The sequence below is a fragment of the Streptomyces sp. NPDC021100 genome, from assembly GCF_044333095.1.
Classification (GTDB): domain Bacteria; phylum Actinomycetota; class Actinomycetes; order Streptomycetales; family Streptomycetaceae; genus Streptomyces.
Map to the genome: position 1 here is coordinate 35,702 of NZ_JBIRQH010000013.1, position 17,114 is coordinate 52,815.

20 protein-coding genes and 3 tRNA genes are annotated in these 17,114 nt (G+C 74.2%); 11 read left to right on the forward strand and 12 right to left on the reverse strand.

The genetic code is table 11. The features are described 5' to 3' along the window. The first annotated feature begins 105 nt into the window (after positions 1–105). Entirely contained in the window at positions 106–354 is a 249-nt protein-coding gene (locus ACH4PU_RS22595) for an acyl carrier protein (RefSeq protein ID WP_398274838.1), read from the forward strand. A gap of 71 nt (positions 355–425) precedes the next feature. Beyond that, complete coding sequence (fabF, locus tag ACH4PU_RS22600) at positions 426–1,688, forward strand: beta-ketoacyl-ACP synthase II (protein ID WP_398274841.1); 1,263 nt, start codon at positions 426–428, stop codon at positions 1,686–1,688. Positions 1,689–1,747: 59 nt separating this feature from the next. On the opposite strand, the gene ACH4PU_RS22605 is transcribed toward fabF, so the two are convergent. The 3 genes from ACH4PU_RS22605 to ACH4PU_RS22615 all read right to left on the reverse strand — a co-directional run bounded on the left by ACH4PU_RS22605 (position 1,748) and on the right by ACH4PU_RS22615 (position 4,777). Beyond that, positions 1,748–3,226 (reverse strand): PQQ-binding-like beta-propeller repeat protein, encoded by a 1,479-nt coding sequence (locus ACH4PU_RS22605; protein ID WP_398274844.1) that lies wholly within the window; start codon positions 3,224–3,226, stop codon positions 1,748–1,750. A gap of 119 nt (positions 3,227–3,345) precedes the next feature. Continuing rightward, positions 3,346–4,236, reverse strand: coding sequence for an NAD(P)-dependent oxidoreductase (locus ACH4PU_RS22610; protein WP_398274847.1), 891 nt, complete (start codon positions 4,234–4,236; stop codon positions 3,346–3,348). Between the two features lie 46 nt (positions 4,237–4,282). Beyond that, positions 4,283–4,777 (reverse strand): DUF3145 domain-containing protein, encoded by a 495-nt coding sequence (locus ACH4PU_RS22615; RefSeq protein WP_398274850.1) that lies wholly within the window; start codon positions 4,775–4,777, stop codon positions 4,283–4,285. A gap of 320 nt (positions 4,778–5,097) precedes the next feature. On the opposite strand from ACH4PU_RS22615, the gene ACH4PU_RS22620 reads away from it, so the two are divergent. Continuing rightward, on the forward strand, positions 5,098–5,991 hold the full coding sequence (locus ACH4PU_RS22620; protein ID WP_398274853.1) for an SGNH/GDSL hydrolase family protein: 894 nt from the start codon (positions 5,098–5,100) through the stop codon (positions 5,989–5,991). A 123-nt stretch (positions 5,992–6,114) separates the two neighbouring features. On the opposite strand, the gene ACH4PU_RS22625 is transcribed toward ACH4PU_RS22620, so the two are convergent. Continuing rightward, positions 6,115–6,918 (reverse strand): MgtC/SapB family protein, encoded by an 804-nt coding sequence (locus tag ACH4PU_RS22625; protein ID WP_398274856.1) that lies wholly within the window; start codon positions 6,916–6,918, stop codon positions 6,115–6,117. Between the two features lie 109 nt (positions 6,919–7,027). Between ACH4PU_RS22625 and ACH4PU_RS22630 the strand changes: the two genes are divergently transcribed. Both ACH4PU_RS22630 and ACH4PU_RS22635 read left to right on the forward strand, forming a co-directional pair. After that, positions 7,028–8,317, forward strand: coding sequence for a pyroglutamyl peptidase (locus ACH4PU_RS22630; protein ID WP_398274859.1), 1,290 nt, complete (start codon positions 7,028–7,030; stop codon positions 8,315–8,317). A 7-nt stretch (positions 8,318–8,324) separates the two neighbouring features. Next, on the forward strand, positions 8,325–9,062 hold the full coding sequence (locus tag ACH4PU_RS22635) for a carbon-nitrogen hydrolase family protein (RefSeq protein ID WP_398274862.1): 738 nt from the start codon (positions 8,325–8,327) through the stop codon (positions 9,060–9,062). Positions 9,063–9,114: 52 nt separating this feature from the next. On the opposite strand, the gene ACH4PU_RS22640 is transcribed toward ACH4PU_RS22635, so the two are convergent. Together ACH4PU_RS22640 and ACH4PU_RS22645 are read right to left on the reverse strand one after the other, a co-directional pair. Further along, on the reverse strand, positions 9,115–9,543 hold the full coding sequence (locus ACH4PU_RS22640) for an organic hydroperoxide resistance protein (protein ID WP_004946798.1): 429 nt from the start codon (positions 9,541–9,543) through the stop codon (positions 9,115–9,117). 29 nt (positions 9,544–9,572) lie between these two features. After that, positions 9,573–10,595: an NADP-dependent oxidoreductase gene (locus tag ACH4PU_RS22645; RefSeq protein ID WP_398274866.1), complete on the reverse strand. Its 1,023-nt coding sequence runs from the start codon at positions 10,593–10,595 to the stop codon at positions 9,573–9,575. Positions 10,596–10,683: 88 nt separating this feature from the next. Between ACH4PU_RS22645 and ACH4PU_RS22650 the strand changes: the two genes are divergently transcribed. The 4 genes from ACH4PU_RS22650 (at position 10,684) to ACH4PU_RS22665 (ending at position 13,293) form a co-directional block, all read left to right on the forward strand. Continuing rightward, a complete protein-coding gene (locus ACH4PU_RS22650) occupies positions 10,684–11,148 on the forward strand; it encodes a MarR family winged helix-turn-helix transcriptional regulator (RefSeq protein ID WP_398274870.1) in 465 nt (154 codons plus the stop codon). Positions 11,149–11,195: 47 nt separating this feature from the next. After that, complete coding sequence (locus ACH4PU_RS22655; protein ID WP_398274873.1) at positions 11,196–11,774, forward strand: hypothetical protein; 579 nt, start codon at positions 11,196–11,198, stop codon at positions 11,772–11,774. A gap of 151 nt (positions 11,775–11,925) precedes the next feature. Continuing rightward, positions 11,926–12,540: a sortase domain-bontaining protein gene (locus tag ACH4PU_RS22660; protein WP_398274876.1), complete on the forward strand. Its 615-nt coding sequence runs from the start codon at positions 11,926–11,928 to the stop codon at positions 12,538–12,540. Positions 12,541–12,564: 24 nt separating this feature from the next. Continuing rightward, a complete protein-coding gene (locus tag ACH4PU_RS22665; RefSeq protein ID WP_398274879.1) occupies positions 12,565–13,293 on the forward strand; it encodes a YoaK family protein in 729 nt (242 codons plus the stop codon). On the opposite strand, the gene ACH4PU_RS22670 is transcribed toward ACH4PU_RS22665, so the two are convergent. From ACH4PU_RS22670 to ACH4PU_RS22680, 3 genes are all read right to left on the reverse strand, one after another. Further along, positions 13,268–13,693: an OsmC family protein gene (locus tag ACH4PU_RS22670; RefSeq protein ID WP_398274882.1), complete on the reverse strand. Its 426-nt coding sequence runs from the start codon at positions 13,691–13,693 to the stop codon at positions 13,268–13,270. The two genes, ACH4PU_RS22665 and ACH4PU_RS22670, sit on opposite strands and share 26 nt — an antisense overlap. A 121-nt stretch (positions 13,694–13,814) precedes the next feature. Next, a complete protein-coding gene (locus ACH4PU_RS22675) occupies positions 13,815–14,453 on the reverse strand; it encodes a histidine phosphatase family protein (RefSeq protein WP_398274885.1) in 639 nt (212 codons plus the stop codon). Continuing rightward, complete coding sequence (locus ACH4PU_RS22680; RefSeq protein WP_398274888.1) at positions 14,446–14,832, reverse strand: thioredoxin family protein; 387 nt, start codon at positions 14,830–14,832, stop codon at positions 14,446–14,448. The genes ACH4PU_RS22675 and ACH4PU_RS22680 overlap by 8 nt, the downstream gene beginning before the upstream one ends. Positions 14,833–15,022: 190 nt before the next feature. On the opposite strand from ACH4PU_RS22680, the gene ACH4PU_RS22685 reads away from it, so the two are divergent. Continuing rightward, positions 15,023–16,075, forward strand: coding sequence for a DUF1259 domain-containing protein (locus ACH4PU_RS22685; RefSeq protein WP_398274891.1), 1,053 nt, complete (start codon positions 15,023–15,025; stop codon positions 16,073–16,075). A 114-nt stretch (positions 16,076–16,189) separates the two neighbouring features. Here ACH4PU_RS22685 and ACH4PU_RS22690 read toward each other — a convergent pair. From ACH4PU_RS22690 to ACH4PU_RS22700, 3 genes are all read right to left on the reverse strand, one after another. Then, positions 16,190–16,263, reverse strand: a tRNA-Ile gene (locus tag ACH4PU_RS22690). 192 nt (positions 16,264–16,455) lie between these two features. Beyond that, positions 16,456–16,531, reverse strand: a tRNA-Asn gene (locus tag ACH4PU_RS22695). 5 nt (positions 16,532–16,536) lie between these two features. After that, positions 16,537–16,609 (reverse strand) — tRNA-Asn (locus tag ACH4PU_RS22700). A gap of 207 nt (positions 16,610–16,816) precedes the next feature. Between ACH4PU_RS22700 and ACH4PU_RS22705 the strand changes: the two genes are divergently transcribed. Further along, complete coding sequence (locus ACH4PU_RS22705; RefSeq protein WP_398274894.1) at positions 16,817–17,104, forward strand: YtxH domain-containing protein; 288 nt, start codon at positions 16,817–16,819, stop codon at positions 17,102–17,104. Positions 17,105–17,114 lie beyond the last annotated feature (10 nt).

Here is a 17,114-nt window from a genome sequence, read left to right on the forward strand (position 1 = left end):
AGATCCGCACGGAACGGCACCAGCCGACCACGGTGCGGGAGCTCTCCACAGCAGTTCCCTGAGCAGTTTTTCCAGAACCACCGCACAATTAAAAGGAGCGCCACCATGGCCGCCACGCAGGAAGAGATCCTCACGGGCCTCGCCGAGATCGTCAACGAGATCGCCGGCATCCCGGTCGAGGACGTCAAGCTGGACAAGTCCTTCACCGACGACCTGGACGTCGACTCGCTCTCCATGGTCGAGGTCGTCGTCGCCGCCGAGGAGCGCTTCGACGTGAAGATCCCCGACGAGGACGTCAAGAACCTCAAGACGGTCGGTGACGCGGCCGGCTACATCCTGAAGCACCAGGGCTGATCACCCCGCGTTCGTCGCCACCCCGGCGGGGTGGCGGTTCCAGCACCTCTATTCGTGGAGACAGAATTCCTGTGAACTCGACCAATCGCACCGTGGTCGTCACCGGTATCGGCGCAACCACACCGCTGGGTGGCGACAGCGCGTCTACCTGGGAAGGGCTGCTCGCCGGTCGCTCCGGCGTGAAGCCCCTGGAGGGCGAGCGGTTCGCCGACCTCCCGGTCCGGATCGCCGCCACGGCGGCGGTCGACCCGTCCGAGGTCCTGCCCCGTCCCCTCACCCGCAAGCTCGACCGGTCGGCGCAGTTCGCGCTGATCGCGGCCCGCGAGGCGTGGGCCGACGCGGGCTACACCGGCCGGGCCGGCGAGGACTCGGCCATCGCCCCCGAGCGGCTGGGCGCGGTCATCGCCTCCGGCATCGGCGGCGTGCAGACCCTGCTCGACCAGTACGACGTGCTCAAGGAGAAGGGCGCCCGCCGCGTCTCCCCGCACACCGTGCCGATGCTGATGCCCAACAGCCCGTCCGCCAACGTCGGCCTGGAGGTGAACGCCCAGGCGGGCGTGCACACCCCGGTCAGCGCCTGCGCGTCCGGCGCCGAGGCCATCGGCTACGCCGTGGAGATGATCCGTACCGGCCGCGCCGACGTGGTCGTCGCGGGCGGCACCGAGGCGGCCATCCACCCGCTGCCCGTCGCGGCCTTCGCCAGCATGATGGCGATGTCCAAGAACAACGACGAGCCGGAGAAGGCCTCCCGCCCCTACGACAAGGCCCGTGACGGCTTCGTCCTGGGCGAGGGCGCCGGTGTCGTCGTCCTGGAGTCGGCCGAGCACGCGGCCCGCCGCGGCGCCCGCGTCTACTGCGAGCTGCTGGGCCAGGGGCTGTCCGCGGACAGCCACCACATCGCGCAGCCCGAGCCCACCGGCCGGGGCATCGCCGCGGCGCTCCAGGGCCTGCTGGCCTCCAGCGACCTGAAGCCGTCCGAGGTCGTGCACCTCAACGCGCACGCCACCTCGACCCCGCAGGGCGACCTCGCGGAGATCAAGGCGCTGCGCAAGGTCCTGGGCGACGACCTCGACCACGTCGCGGTCTCCGCCACCAAGTCGATGACGGGCCACCTGCTGGGCGGCGCCGGCGGCATCGAGACGGTCGCGACCGTCCTCGCGCTGTACCACCGGACGGCCCCGCCGACCATCAACATCGACGAGCTGGACGAGGAGATCGACGCGGATGTCGTCCGCGGCGAGCCCCGTTCGCTCCCGGAGGGCACCATCGCGGCGATCAACAACTCGTTCGGCTTCGGCGGGCACAACGTCGTGCTCGCGCTGCGCTCGGTCTGACGCACGCACACCCACGAGGGCCCGCCCGGTCGTCCACCGACCGGGCGGGCCCTCGGCGTTCACCGGGGGCGGGCCCCGAAGACCGACGGCCGGGGGCCGGGGCCGCCGGATGTGGTGAAGGTGAAGCCGCGGCCGTCGTGGTGCAGTTCGGTCGTGCCGCCCGAGAAGAGCCGGTTCCGGCCGCTCACCGGCAGCGCCTCGCCCACCCCGCGGCCGGTGCGCGGGTCGAGGCGGTGCACGGTCCCGTCGTAGCCGTACTGGGTCAGCACGGCCAGATCGCCGTCGGCCCGCCGGGCCAGCGCCGTGACGTCGCGCCGGTACCGCTTCGTCCACAGCTCGCGCCCGTCGGCGAGGGAGTGGGCGGTGACGGTCCGGGTCCTGCGGGCCCCCGATTCCGTCGCGATCGCGACGACGACGCCATCGGTGACCACGACCCGTCCCGCGGGGCGGGCGGCGAAGCGGCTGTGCCCCTCGTACAGGTCGAGGTCGCGCCGTCCGGCGGAGCGCGGGACGACGACCGGCCCGCGGCCGCGGTCGTCGAAGGCCAGCAGGGCGTCGGTGCCGCGCTTGTCCTCCTCCTTGACGCGGAGCACGGCCGGCTCGGCGGAGACCACCTGCAGCTCGTCGAGGCCAGAGGCGACGGGCAGGGCGCTGACGCCGATCCGGTCGCCGGTCCTGGCGTCCAGGGTGACCAGCCGCAGGGTGACGGGGCCCCGGAGGGCGCCGCACTGCTCGACGAGGAGCGCCCGGCGGGCGCCCGCGTCGAGGGAGACGACCCGGCAGCCGGCCGGGGTGCGCCGGACCCACCGCTGCCGGCCGTCCGCGGCGTCCAGTCCTCGTACGGCGTCCCGCTCGCTCACCACGGCGGTGCCGTCGGCGAGGGCGATCCGGCCGTCCGTCGTGGCGGTGCCGGTGGCGTCGCCGGTGACGGGCCGCCGCCAGACCGTCCGTCCGGTGGAGAGGTCGACCAGCGCGGCGGTCGTGCACGGCTGTTCGTGCCGGGCGAACGCGACGAGCCCGGTGCCGCCGGCGGTGCGGGAGCTCATGGCGCACACGCTCTCGCGGGGCGGTGCGGCGAGCGTCCAGCGCTCCTCTCCGTCGCGGACGGCGTACGCGGTGAGCCCGTCGTCGCGGGCGCGGACGAGCGTGCCGCCGACGCCCCAGGCGCCCACGGTCGTCACGGAGGAGGGCCGGTCGGGCGCGGCGGTCCAGCGGACGTCGAGGCGGGGGCCGATCAGCGCGCCGTGGGCGAACCACCCGGGGACCAGTACGACCAGCAGCCCGCAGAGGGTCACGGCCACCGTGCGCCGCGCCCGCCACGCCCCGCCGGCCCATACCGCGCCGAAGCTCAGCACGATGGCCGCGAGGACCGCCAGGCCGATGTTCAGGCCGATGGCGGTGCCACTGCCGGCCGGGCGCTCGCCCCCGTCGTACCGGTCCGGGCCCCAGTTGTTCAGGACGAGGAACACCAGGGCCAGCCCGATGAGCGCCCCCGCCACACCGAGCGTGGCCGTCCTGGCCACGTCTCTCCGATTCATCTCCCGCACTCCCCCCACACCACGGACCACCGTGGTTACTTCTGGGACGAATGTATACGGGTGGGACGTCAGCACCCTTGTGGTGTCAGCCCCCTCGTGGTGTCAGCGCCCTTGCGGGGTCACCGCTCCCGCGGTTCCTCGAAGCTCGCGAAGTACGAGGCCGCCATGTCCTCGTCCCCGTGCCCCTGCTCGACGGCCCGCCGGAAGCGCTCCGCGCCGGCCGCCGCGACGTCGAGCCGGACGCCGGCCCGTTCCCCGGCGGCGACGATGAGGCGGGCGTCCTTCTCGGCGGTGGTGGTGGCGAAGCTCGGCGGGGTGAGGCCGCCGTCGAGCAGCAGGGCGGACTTGGCGCGCAGATAGCCCATGTCCAGCGGGCCGCCCTCGACGGCCGCCAGGAAGTCCCGGGCGTCCACGCCCAGTCCCGCGGCGAGGGCCAGCGCCTCGGCGGCGCCGTGCGTGACGGTCAGCACCCAGCTGTTGAGCACCAGTTTGAGCCGGGAGGCGCTGCCCGCGGCGCCGTCCTCGCCCGTCCACACGGTCCGCGTGCCCACGGCGTCCAGGACGGGGGCGAGCGCGGGGCGGACGGCGGCGGGCCCGGCGGCGAGGACGGTGAGCTCGCCCTTCTCGGCCGGCGCCCGGGTGCCCAGGACCGGGGCGTCCACGAGGACGACGCCGTGCTCGTCGGCGAGGGCCGCGAACGCGTCGAGGACGTCGAGGCCGGCGGTGGTCGACTGGAGCCACACCGCACCCGGCCGCAGCCCGGGGGCGGCCCGGCGCATGACGTCCAGGACGACCGCGCCGTCGTACAGCATGGTGAGGACGGTGTCGGCGTCGCGGACGGCGTCGGCGGGGGTGCCGGCGATCCGGACCCCGTCGGCGGCGAGCGGTTCGGCCTTGGCCGGGTCGCGGTTCCAGGCCCGGACGTCGAGGCCCGCGCGGGCGAGGTTGCGGGCCATGGCGGCGCCCATGATGCCGGTGCCGAGGACGGCGACGGAAGCGGTATCGGTCATGCCGGAACCGTACGGGCTGGAGCGCGCTCGAAGGCAAGTCCGCCGGTCACACCACCTGGTGCAGCCACCGCACCGGAGCGCCCTCGCCCGCGTGCCGGAAGGGTTCCAGTTCGTCGTCCCAGGGCTTGCCGAGGAGGGCCGCGACCTCGGTGGCCAGGTCGGTCTCGCCGCGCTGGGCGCGGTTGAGGGCGGCGCGGAGGCGGTCCTCGGGGACCAGGATGTCGCCGTGGACGCCGGTGACCGCGTGGTGGATGCCGAGGTCGGGGGTGGAGCTGTAGCGCTCGCCCTCGGTGCCGGCGGCGGGGTCGGCGGTGACCTCGAAGCGGAGGAGGTGCCAGCCGCGGAGGGCGGAGGCGAGGCGGGAGGCGGTGCCGGGGCGGCCCTGCCAGGAGAATTCGGTGCGCCAGGTGCCGGGGGCGGCGGGCTGCCGGATCCAGTCGAGCGTGACGCGGACGCCGAGCACGCCTTCGACGGCCCATTCGACGTGCGGGCAGAGTGCGCGCGGTGCGGAGTGCACGTAGAGAACGCCACGTGACGTCACCGGGACCTCCAGTGCGGTTCGAGGTTCGCCTTCCCCAGGGCCTCGCGTCCGTACCGGTCCCGCCCGGGGCGGCACCGGGCGTTCGTCCCTGTGGCCCCTCCCGCACCAGCTCGCGAGGTTACCAACAGTAAACACCATAGGGGGCAATTTTCCGGAAAGGAACAGGATGTGACGTGTTGTGATCCGGCGCAGTGGTGGTGCGGACAGGACCGGTAAGGCCCCGGTCACTCCCGGGAGGAACCCCGCACGCGGCCGGGTCGCCGGCCGGGTGACGTACCGTCGGTGCAGGACACCTGCAACCCGGCCGGAGGGGGAAGACGATGCGCACCAGCACCGACCGCCCGTCGCGCGCCGCCGCCGCGGCACTGACGGCGGTGGCGGCGCTCACCGCGGGGCTGCTCACCGCGGGCTGCGACGACCGGGCCCCCGGCGCGGCCGCGGAGCGCCCGGCGGCGAAGCCGAGAGCGAGCGCGGGGCCCGTCTGGAACACCCGTCCCGACTCACTGGCCTCCCTGGGTGACTCGATCACCCGGGGCTTCGACGCCTGCCGGCTGCTGAAGGACTGCCCGGAGGTCTCCTGGGCCACCGGCACCGAGGTGGACAGCCTCGCGGCCCGGCTGCTGCCGTCGCCGCAGACACGGAGCTGGAACTTCGCGCGCACCGGCGCGCGGATGGCCGACCTCCCCCGCCAGGTCGCCGCGGCCGTCCCGCACCGGCCGCAGCTGGTGACGGTGCTGCTCGGGGCGAACGACGCCTGCCGGGCCGACGTGGCCGAGATGACGCCGGTGAAGGACTTCCGCGCCGACTTCGAGAAGTCGCTCAAGGAGCTCCGCCGGTCGCTGCCGAAGACACAGGTGTACGTGGCGAGCGTCCCCGACCTCAAACGGCTGTGGTCGGAGGGGAGCAAGAGCCCGCTGGGCAAGCAGGTGTGGAAGCTGGGGATCTGCCCGTCGATGCTGCGGGACTCCGAGCTGGTGGACGCCCCCACCCGGGAGCGGCGGGAGAAGGTGGAGCGGCGGGTGAAGGAGTACAACGCCGTCCTGGAGGACGTCTGCCGCCGGGACCTGCTGTGCCGCTACGACGGGGGGTCGGTGCACTCCTACGGCTTCACCGGCGCGGACCTGAGCCACTGGGACTGGTTCCACCCCAGCAAGGAGGGGCAGCGGCAGCTCGCCGAGCTCGCCTACCGGCGGATCACGGCGGGAGGCCGCTGACGCCCGCGGTGGAAGGGCGGGGGCGGAGCCCGTCAGGTGACCCCGCCCCCGCCCGTTCCGCACGGTAGCGGATGACCGCCCTTCGGTGGGCCAACTCGCCCGCCGTGCACGTGCGTTCGACGGTCATTCGGTGCTGTCGCGGTGGGCGCGCAGCCCCACGGCGAGGACACCCTCCCAGTCCGTCAGCTCCTCGACGAGCGGATGCGCGGGCTTCCGTCCCTCCAGCCCCAGCACCACCTCCGCCTCCCGGCCCTTCCCCTTGCCCCTGCCGTTCTCGCCCTCCCGGGACTCGGAGTGGATGTGCACGTCCGTGACCCGGAACCCCTGGCTGGTGCAGAGCTCCAGGACCCGGCCCAGCACCCCGCGGCGGGTCCGGTAGGAGAGGAGAAGCTCGAACCGCTCGACCATGGGGACGGCCGTCAGCCGGCGGGTGAGCAGCGGGAAGCCGCGGACGACCAGGAAGTGCACCACCGTGGCGGCGGCGGCGAGCAGCGGCAGGCCGCCGCCGCAGGCCATGCCGACGGCGCAGGTGAGCCAGATGGTCGCGGCGGTGGTGAGGCCGCGGACCGCGTCCCGGCGGACGAAGATCAGGCCGCCGCCGATGAAACCGATGCCGGAGACGATCTGCGCGGCGACCCGCGAGCCGTCGAATCCCGTGCCCGCCAGCCCGTTCGCCGGGCCGAAACCGTGCAGCGAGACCTCCACGAAGAGGGCGCTGCCCACCCCGACCAGGGTGTGGGTGCGCAACCCCGCGCTCTTCTGCTGGAGTTCGCGCTCCAGGCCGATGAGGGAGGAGAGGAGCAGGGCGAGGCCCAGTTCGGTGAACTGCCGGGCGCCCTGGCCGCCGCCGACACCGAACAGCGCGGCGGCCCGGGGGAGGCCGAGGGATATGAGGGGGTGTGCTCCGATGAACTCGGCTGTGTGCATGCGTCATTGTGGCGTGAAAGCAGTGCTTCGGGGGCTGGAATCCTTCGGTATGGAGGCCCGCGGGGCCGCCCCTTCCGCGATGTGGACAACGCTGATTTCATACGGCCCCATGAAACCCACCACGCTCGCATCGCGTCTCCCGGGCGCCGCCCTCGTCGCCTCCGCGCTGGCCCTGGCACCTCTCGCCGCACCGGCGGCGGCCGCCGCCCCCGCGCCCGTACCGTCGTCCACCCAGGAGGAGAGCCGGCTGGACGGCCCGGCACCCCAGGAGATCCTGCGGCGCTCCGGCTTCGACGCGGCCGCCGGCGAGCTCGCCGGGGCGCTGGCGCGCGCCCGGACGCCCGGGCAGGCCGAGCGGGCCGCGGCCGACGCCGGGCACCGGCTGTGGCGCAAGGCCGTGGCCCGGGCCCAGGGCCGCGGCCCCGCGGCCGGCGACCTGGCGCGCGACGACGACCGGCCGCTGTACTGGGCCCGGCTGAGCATGACCCGCGAACTACGGCAGTGGAAGCCGCCGTTCGGGCTGTCCGACGCCCGGCGGGCGGCCCTGCTGGACACGCTGGAGCGCGGCTCGCGCGGCCAGGACTCGCTCGACTTCCCGGCCGGGTCCAAGGTCAAGCGGGTGCTGGTCACCGGGTTCGACCCGTTCCAGCTCGACGGCGACATCCGGCGCTCCAACCCGTCGGGCGCGGCGGCGCTCGCCCTGGACGGCACGGTGATCGACACCCCGTCGGGCCCGGCCCGGGTGGAGGCGGCCGTCTTCCCGGTGCGCTGGGAGGACTTCGCGCGGGGCACGGTGGAGCGGACGCTGCTCCCCCACTTCCGGCCGGGGCCGCGCCGGGTGGACCTGTTCACCACCATCAGCCAGGGCCGCCCGGACCGCTTCGACGTGGAGCGGACCAACGGCGCCTGGCGCGGCGGCAGTACGGACAACGAGCGGCTCCGGGGCGGCCCGGGGCTCGTCCCCGTACCGGCCGGGATACCGACCACGCACCCGCAGCCGCAGTGGACGCGGACCTCCCTGCCGTACGCCGCGCTGACCGCGGCGGCCACCGGCCCGTTCCCGGTGCACGACAACACCGAGGTCACCGAGGTTCCGGCGGGCTCGGACGCGCCCGTCGTCCGGCCGGACGGGCCGACGCCCGGCTCGGCGGCGCGCGCGGGCGGCGGGGGCGACTACCTGTCCAACGAGATCGCCTACCGGGCGACGCTGCTGCGCGACGCGACGCGGCTCGCGGTGCCGGGCGGTCATCTGCACACGCCGGTGCTGCGGTTCGGCGCGGACAACGGCTCCCCGGACGGCCGCGTCACCGACCCGGAGTTCGAGCGCAACCGGCAGGAGATCACCGCGCAGGTCCGGGCGCTGCTCGGGGTGGCCGCGGGGACCCTCCGGCGGTCATGATGGGCGCATGATCATCGCAAGTGCGCAGTTCACGGCCCGGCCGTGCGACATCGCGGCCAATGTCGCCACCATGGCCGGGCTGGTCCGCGAGGCGGCCGGGAGGGGCGCCGCGCTGGTCGCCTTCCCGGAGTTGGCCGTCACCGGCTACGAGTTGGCGGCGATCACCGCCGACCCCGGCCGGCTCGCCCTGGAACCGGACGACGCCCGGCTCGGCCCGCTCCGCGAAGCGTGCCGGGAGACCGGCACGGCGGCCGTCGTCAACTGCCCCGGAAGCCCCCGGGAGGCCGGGGCCGGGCCGACGATCAGCACGTTCGTGTACGGGCCCGACGGCGCGCCGCTCGTCCGCTACGACAAGCGGCACGTGACGGAGAAGGAGGCCGCCGCGGGCTTCGCGGCCGGCACCGAGGACGGCGGCCGGTGCGTCCTGGACGGCGTCCGGATCGGCCTCGCGATCTGCTACGACGTCGACTTCCCCGACATCGCCGCGCGCGCCGCCGCGGACGGCTGCGCGCTGCTGGTGGCCACGTCGCTCTACGGCAGCGACGGCGGCCGGGAGGAGCGGGACCGGCTGTTCCCGGCGCTGGCCCGGGACCACGGGATGCATGTGCTGCTCGCCAACCACGTGGGCCCGGCGGGCGGTTACGCCGGCTGCGGCGGCAGCGGGGTGTGGGGGCCGGACGGCGGCCTCCTCGCCGGGGCGCCGGAGGAGGCGCCGGGCGTGGTGACGGCGGACGTGCCGTTCTGACGGCGTCCGGCCCGCGCGAGCGTCATCCGACGCGTCCGGCCCCCGCGCGGCGTCAGCGGACGGAGAGGGTGACCTCGATGTTGCCGCGGGTGGCGTTGGAGTAGGGGCAGACCTGGTGCGCCTTCTCGACGAGGGCGAGGGCGGTGGCCTCGTCCACGTTCGGGATGTGCGCGGACAGGGCCACCTTCAGGCCGAAGCCGCCCTCCGGGGTCTTGCCGATGCCGACCTCGGCGGTGACGGTCGAGCCGGAGATGTCGGCCTTCTCCTGGCGGGCGACGACGCCCAGCGCGCCCTGGAAGCAGGCGCTGAAGCCGGCGGCGAAGAGCTGCTCGGGGTTGGTGCCCGCGCCGCTGCCACCCAGCTCCCTGGGCGGGTTGACGACGACGTCGAGCTTGCCGTCGTCGCTGGCGACCCGGCCGTCGCGGCCGTTCTCGGCGGTGGCGACGGCGGTGTAGGCGACGTCGACGGGCTGGATGCTCATGGGGTGCTCCTGAGGGGGGAAGAGGGGGTTCAGTCCGTGAGAGAGACGATCATCTTGCCGGTGTTCTCGCCGCGCAGCAGGCCGAGGAAGGCGTCGGCGGTGTTCTCGATGCCGTGCACGACGGTCTCGTCCCGCTTGAGGGCGCCGGACCGGATCCAGCCGCCGACCTCCTCGAAGAACTGCGGCCGCAGGTGGGCGTGGTCCATGACGATCATGCCCTGGAGGCGGATCCGGTTCTGGATGAGCAGGCCGAGGTTGCGCGGGCCGGGGGCCGGCTCGGTGGCGTTGTACTCGGAGATGGCGCCGCAGATGGTGGCACGGCCGTGCAGCTTGAGGGCGCCGATGGCCGCCTCCAGATGCTCGCCGCCGACGTTGTCGAAGTAGACGTCGATGCCGTCGGGCGCGGCCTCGGCGAGCTGCTCGGCGACCGGGCCGTTCTTGTAGTTGAACGCGGCGTCGAAGCCGTACTCCTCGACGAGGCGGCGGACCTTCTCGTCCGAGCCGGCACTGCCGATCACCCGGGAGGCGCCCTTGAGCTTGGCGATCTGCCCGACCTGACTGCCGACGGCACCGGCCGCGCCGGAGACGAAGACGGCGTCGCCCTCCTTGAAGGAGGCGACCTCCAGCAGGCCGGCGTAGGCGGTCATGCCGGGCATGCCGAGCGCGCCGAGGTAGGCGGAGAGCGGCACGTCGCCCGCGTCGGCCTTGACGGCGTACGTGGCGTCGAGGACGGCGTGCTCGCGCCAGCCGAGGTCGTGCAGGACGAGGTCGCCGACGGCGAAGCCCTCGGCGCGGGAGGCGACGACCTCGCCGACCGCGCCGCCGGTCATCGGCTTGTCCAGCGCGAAGGGCTCGACGTACGTCTTCCGGCCGGTCATCCGGCCGCGCATGTACGGGTCCACCGAGAGGTGCAGGTTGCGGACCGCGATCTGGCCCTCGGCGGGCTCGGCGAGCGGGATCTCGCGGAGGTCGAAGTCGGCGGGGGTGGGGGTGCCCTTGGGGTGGGAGACGAGGTGCCAGGCGCGGGTGGCGCCGGGGAGCGGTGCGGACATCGGAAGGACCTCCTGCGTTGTTTCAGGTGCTGAAACAATAGTTGACGTAGATATTTTAGGTTGTCAAGTAACTGGGTACTCTTCTTCCATGGCCCCGCCGACATCCCGCCCCGACCCCGTGACGATCGAGGTCGTCGAGCTCATCGCGACGGTCGTCGCGCGCTACCACGAGGAGTACGACGAGGCGGCCGGCCGGCACGCCCTCACCGGCGCCCAGGCCCGGCTCCTCGCCCTGCTGTCCCGGGAACCGCTGCCCATGCGCCGGATCGCCCGGAAACTCAAGTGCGAGCCGTCCAACGTCACCGGCATCGTCGACCGCCTCGCCGCCCGCGGCCTGGTCGAGCGCCGGCCCGATCCGGCCGACCGCCGCGTCAAGCTGGCCGCCGTCACCGAGGACGGCCGGGAGACCGCGCGGCAGCTGCGGGAGGAGCTGGACTTCGCCCGGGAGCCGCTGGCCGGGCTCTCCGCGGACGAGCGGGGGCAGCTGCGCGACCTGCTGCGGCGGGTGGTGGGCGGGATCCCGGACGGGGAGGGCGCGTCCGAACCCCATTGAGACGGGAACGCCCTCGCCGCCTCCGGGCCCACGGCACGATGGACCCCATGGACCCCACCGACACCGCGCCCTTCACCCCCCTGGACTTCCAGCTCGTCCTCCTGCGCCGGATGGCCGACCACCAGCCCGGCCTGGTCGAGGACGCCCTGCGGGAGCTGGATACCGGCCGCGCCGCCATGCGGGAGGCGAACCGGCGCTGGCAGGCCATGCTGCGCTCGCCGCGGCGGCGCGGGGCCGGGGCCCGCTACCGGTCCGTCCTCGGCCCGCCCGAGGCCGTCGGCGAGCGCCGGATCGGCGACCTCACCATGGAGGCCGCGTCCTGGCCGGTCCCCCTCTGGCCCGGCCTGCGGTTCGAGGTGCTCACCGCGCCCGGCGGCGCGGTCTGGAACGAGTGGCTGGTCCGGGCGCCCGGCGCCCCCTCCCCCGCCCCGCGCACCGTCGAGGAGCTGCGGCCCTGGTCGTGCACGGTGGACGAGGTGGCCCGCGCGTTCGCCCCGGCCCGCCCGATGGAGGGCACCGCGCCGACCCGCTGGCAGCTCGCCTTCACCGCCCCCGACGCCTCCGGTGAGCGGCGGGAGCACGTGGCCGAGTTCACCTGGGGGCTCTTCCAGCGGCTGGTGCGCTGACCCCGCCGTCCCCCCGCGGCGACGCCGCCGTTCTCCTCCTTTCGGACGAGGCGGGCGCGGACGGACCGGCCTTTTACCCGAGGCGGGGCTCCGCCCGGCGTCCGTAGCGTGGGCGCGTCCCCTGCCCCCGTCCCGGACGGACCGACCCCCCATGGCTCCCTCCCACCGCCCCGCCCTGGCCCGGACCCTGCTGGTCCTGGCCGCCCTGGTGCTGCCGGTGGCCCTGCTGACCGGGCTGACCGGCTGCTCCTGGGGCGGGATCGACAACTCCAAGGCCATCGGCACCCCCGCCTCCCCCGACGAGCCGCAGCGGGTGCGGATCCCCTCCCTCGGCGTGGACAGCCCGCTGATCCGCCTCGGCACCGACCGGCACACCGGCCGCCCGGTGCGGCAGCCGCCGAAGGACCACAGCGACACCGCGGGCTGGTGCACCGGCAGCGCCCTGCCCGGCCGGCCCGGCACCGCCGTCCTCGTCGGACACCGGGACGACGGCGACGCGGGCGGCGTCTTCCGGAGGCTCGGCACCCTGCGCGAGGGCGCGACGGTGGACGTCGAACGCGGCGACGGAAAGGTGCTGCGCTTCACGGTGACGGCCGTCCGCACCCTGGACGGCGACGCGGCGTTCGCCACCCGGAAGGAGCACCCCGCCGCCGGCTCCACCGGCCCTCCGGAGCGCGCCCTGCGGCTCGTCGCCTGCGCGGGCGAAGGCCCCGGCGGGCCGTCCGGGCACCGCTTCCTCGTCGTCGACGCGCTCCTGCGATCATGACGGCCCGCCGCCGACCATGAGGGCGTGACGCCCCGGCCCCTGCTCGCCGCGCTGCTCGCGCTCACCGTGGTGGGCGGGGCGCTCGACGCCGTCAGCTACCTGGGCCTCGGCCACGTCTTCACGGCCAACATGACCGGCAACGTCGTCATCCTCGGCTTCTCCGCCGCCGGCGCGGCCGGCTTCTCGGTCCCCGCGTCGGCGCTGGCCCTGGGCGGCTTCCTGTTCGGGGCGCTGCTCGGCGGCCGGTTCGGGACGGCGATGACGGGCCGCTCCCGGCGGCTCCGGCTGGGCGGGGCGCTGACGGCGGAGGCGCTGCTCACCGGCGGCGCGGCGGCGCTGGCGGCCGGCTTCCCGGGCGGCCTTCCCGGCGGTCTCCCCACCGACGAGGCCCGCCGCTTCGCCATGATCACCGTGCTCGCCGTGGCGATGGGCGTACGCGTCGCGACCGTCCGCGCCCTGGCCGTGCCGGACATGATGACGACGATCCTCACCCGCGTCCTCACCGGCATCGCCGCCGACTCCCGGCTCGCCGGCGGCTCCGACCCCCGGCTCGGCCGGCGGCTGGGCTCGGTACTGGCCATGGCCCTCGGGGCGCTGGCCGGCGGCTGGCTGCTGATCCACCACGGCCCGGTGTGGCCGCTGGCCCTCGCCGCCGGATCGGTGGCAGTGCTCGCCGCCGGCTGCCTGGCGGCCGGCACCGGGCGCGGGCCCGGCACCGGCCCGGACGTCAGGCCAGCTCGGCGGAGAGGGTGATCGTCGTCCCGGCGAGCGCCTGGCTCACCGGGCAGTTCTTCTTGGCGTCCTCGGCCGCGGCGACGAAGCCCGCCTCGTCCAGGCCGGGCACCTCGCCGCGGACGGAGAGGTGGATGCCGGTGATGCCCTCGCCCGGCTGGAAGGTGACGTCGGCCTTGGTCTCCAGGCGGGTGGGCGGGGTGCCCGCGCCGGTCAGGCCGTGCGAGAGCGCCATGCTGAAGCAGCTGGAGTGGGCGGCGGCGATGAGCTCCTCGGGGCTGGTCTTGCCGTTGGCCTGCTCGGCGCGGGACGGCCAGGAGACCGGCTGCGAGCCGATGCCGGACGAGTCGAAGGTGACGGTGCCGCTGCCCTTGAGCAGCTCGCCCTCCCAGACGGTGTGCGCGGTGCGGGTGGTGGCCATGGCGGTCCTCCAGGGATGTGACGGATGCCGGGGCGCCGGACCCCGGGAACACGGCTGAGCGATCGGACGGTACGGCCGTGACGGTACGGCCGTACGGCCATCGGGGCGATACCCCGTCCGATCATCCGGTTCCGTTCCCCGGCCGCCCGGCTCCGACACGCCCGTCCGGGGCCGGTGTGTTCCAGGCCACCAGGGCGGGCCGGCCGTGCTCGGTGCCGATCCGGCTGACGGTCCCGGTGTCCAGCCGGAACAGCGCGCCCGCCGCCGGCGGCAGGCCGAGCCGGCGAGCCGTCAGCACCCGCAGGAAGTGCGCGTGGGCGACCAGCACGACATCGCCTTCGTCCCCCTCCAGCCAGGGCGCGATCCGGGCCAGCACCCGGTCGGCGCGGGCGCCCACCTCGGCGGGCGTCTCCCCCGGGTGCCCGTCCGGGCCGGGGACCACGCCGTCGTCGAAGAGGAACCAGTCCGGCCGCTCCTTCTGGATCTCGGCGGTGGTGATCCCCTCGTAGCCGCCGTAGTCCCACTCCCGCAGGTCGGGTTCGATCCGTACGTCCCGCAGCCCGGCCAGTTCCGCGGTGCGCAGCGCGCGGGCGCGCGGGCTGGCCAGGACGTGCGCCACCGGTCGCCCGGCGAGCAGCGGGCGCAGTGCCGCCGCCTGCCGTTCACCGCGGGCGGTCAGCGGGAGGTCGGTCCAGCTGGTGTGGAGCCCGTCGCGGCTCCACTCGGTCTCGCCGTGCCGGACGAGGAGGAGCTCACTCACCGTCCCGCCCGCTCTCCTTCTGCTCGCGGGCCACGGCGGCGCGCACCTCGTCCATGTCGAGGGCGCGGGCCTGCCGGATGACGTCCTCCAGCGCGGCCTCGGGGAGCGCCCCGGGCTGGGCGTAGACGGCGATGTTGTCGCGGACGACCATCAGGGTGGGGATCGAGGTGATCTGGAAGGCGGCGGCCAGCTCCGGCTGCGCCTCGGTGTCGACCTTGCCGAACAGCAGGTCCTCGTGGCGCCCGGCCGCCCGCTCGTAGACGGGGGCGAACTGCCGGCAGGGGCCGCACCAGGCGGCCCAGAAGTCGATCAGGACGAAGCCGTGCTCCGAGACCGTCCCGTCGAAGTTCTCCTTGGTGAGCTCCACGGTGCTGCTCATATGCCTTCTCCCGCTTCCGTCGGCCGGCCCGGTGGTGGGACCCGTTCCCGGTCCCGGCAGCCCCAACCCCGTACCGGCACGCGCTATTCCGCGGCCGGCGCCCCCGTTCCGCAGCCACCGGATGGCCTACAGCCGCCTCCGCGGCGAACCGGTGTGACCGTGGTTACATCATCGCCGGAGGTGCTTTTGTATGACCGGCGACAGACCGCAGAGCGGTGGCAGAACCGACGACGAACAGGTCCGTACATCGACGTCCCAGACATCGCGGCGCCTGGTGCTGGCCACCGCCGCCCTGGCGCCGATACTGGCCGGACTGGCCGGCGCCGCCCCGGCCAGGGCCGGGGCCGCCGCGCAGGAGCGGACCACCGACCCGTGCCGGCGCCGCGCGCTGGTGCACCCGGCGACCACCAGCGAGTCCGACTGGGAGGACGTCGTCGACGTCCTCCAGCACCGGGGCCGGCTCGCCAACAACCAGGTCTACCGCATGGGCTTCCTCCGCCAGGACCTGAAGGTCACCTCGTACGGCTACTCCCTCACCCCGGCCCTGGGCGTCGGGTCGTTCGTCTCCTTCCTCCGCTACGAGGACGGCAAGGTGATGATGATGGGCGACATGGCGGTCACCGAGCGGGAGATGCAGCGCGTCATCGACATCCTCGACGCGCACGGCATCACCCAGACCGCGATCCACAAGCACCTGCTGACGCACGATCCGGCGGTCTGGTGGATGCACGTCCACGGCATGCACGACGACGCCACCTATCTGGCCGGCGCGCTCCGCTCGGCCCTGCGGGCCACCGGCACCCCGCCCGGCTCCGGAGTACCCGTCAAGAAGCCGCTGGACCTGGACACCTCGGGCATCGACCGGGCGCTCGGTGCCCAGGGCGACACCGAGGGCGAGATTTACAAGATCGTCTTCGCCCGCAACGAGACCGTCATCGACCACGACCGGATCCTGCCGCGGATGACCGGCTCGACCACCGCGATCTCCTTCCAGCCGGTCGGGAAGCGCAAGGCGATCGTCAACGGCGACTTCGTGATGCTGGCCCACGAGGTGCAGGACGTGGTCAGGGCGCTGCGGCGCGGCGGGATCGACATCGTCTCGATCCACAGCCACATGCTGACGGACGACCCGCGCCTGTTCTTCCTGCACTTCTGGGGCGTCGACGACGGCGTCCGGCTGGCCCGCGCGCTGCGTGCCGCGGTGGAGCGGACGAACGTCTCGGCGGCGGTGGCCCTCGGCTGACGGCGCGGGGCACGGGGTATGCGGGGTACGGAAGAGGGCCGCCCCGAAACGGGTGGCGGCCCTGGGGCCCGCGGGACGGCGGGCTGGATCGTTTATTCGAACGGATCGCTCGTGTGGGGCGGGTGGGACTCGAACCCACGACCGACGGATTATGAGTCCGCTGCTCTAACCGGCTGAGCTACCGCCCCGTTCACGGCGCGTCGCGCACATCTGTGCGCGCCGTCTGCCGCAGCATAGCCGCTCATACGATCTGTTGCCCCGGTGGGGGCACATCGTGTGACCAGCCTGACCTTGAGGACTGCGGGCGGGGCGGGATGGTTCCCGCGCGGCGGGAAATCCCGGCATGAAAAAAGGACCCCGTACAGGGGTCCTCTTCCGGATGGCTCCTCCGACTGGACTCGAACCAGTAACCTGCCGGTTAACAGCCGGCTGCTCTGCCAATTGAGCTACAGAGGATCGCGCTCCCCCGACTGGACTCGAACCAGTAACCTGCCGGTTAACAGCCGGCTGCTCTGCCAATTGAGCTACAGGGGATCATCGCGTGCCTCGAATGCATCTTCGTCCGGTCTCCCGGGCGGCGTGCGCTCGCTGCGAGACATACATTAGCGCAAGCAGGGGGGTGCTCCGCCAATCGGTACTCCCGGAGTGACCTCCGGGCACGCAGGGTAGGCGGCGGGCACAGCCCGGCAGGGGCCCGCGAGGCCGCGGGTTCCACGGGATCCGAGGGAAGGATGGGGTGTGATGCGCTACCGGCTGACGTTCATCGCCGGCGCCGCCGTCGGCTACGTGCTCGGCGCGCGGGCGGGCCGCGAGCGGTACGAGGAGCTGCGCAAGGGGGCGCGGCGGATCGCGCAGAACCCGGCCGTGCGGAACACCGCGGAAACGGCCGCGGTGAACGGCAGGGCCCTGGCCGGCCGCGCCCTCGGCAAGGTGGGCGACCGCGTCCCCGGCTCCGTGGCCGACCGGGTCCGCTCGCTGCGCGAGCAGCGGAGCCCCGACGAGGACGAGTGGGGCACCAGCAACACCTGACCGGATGCGG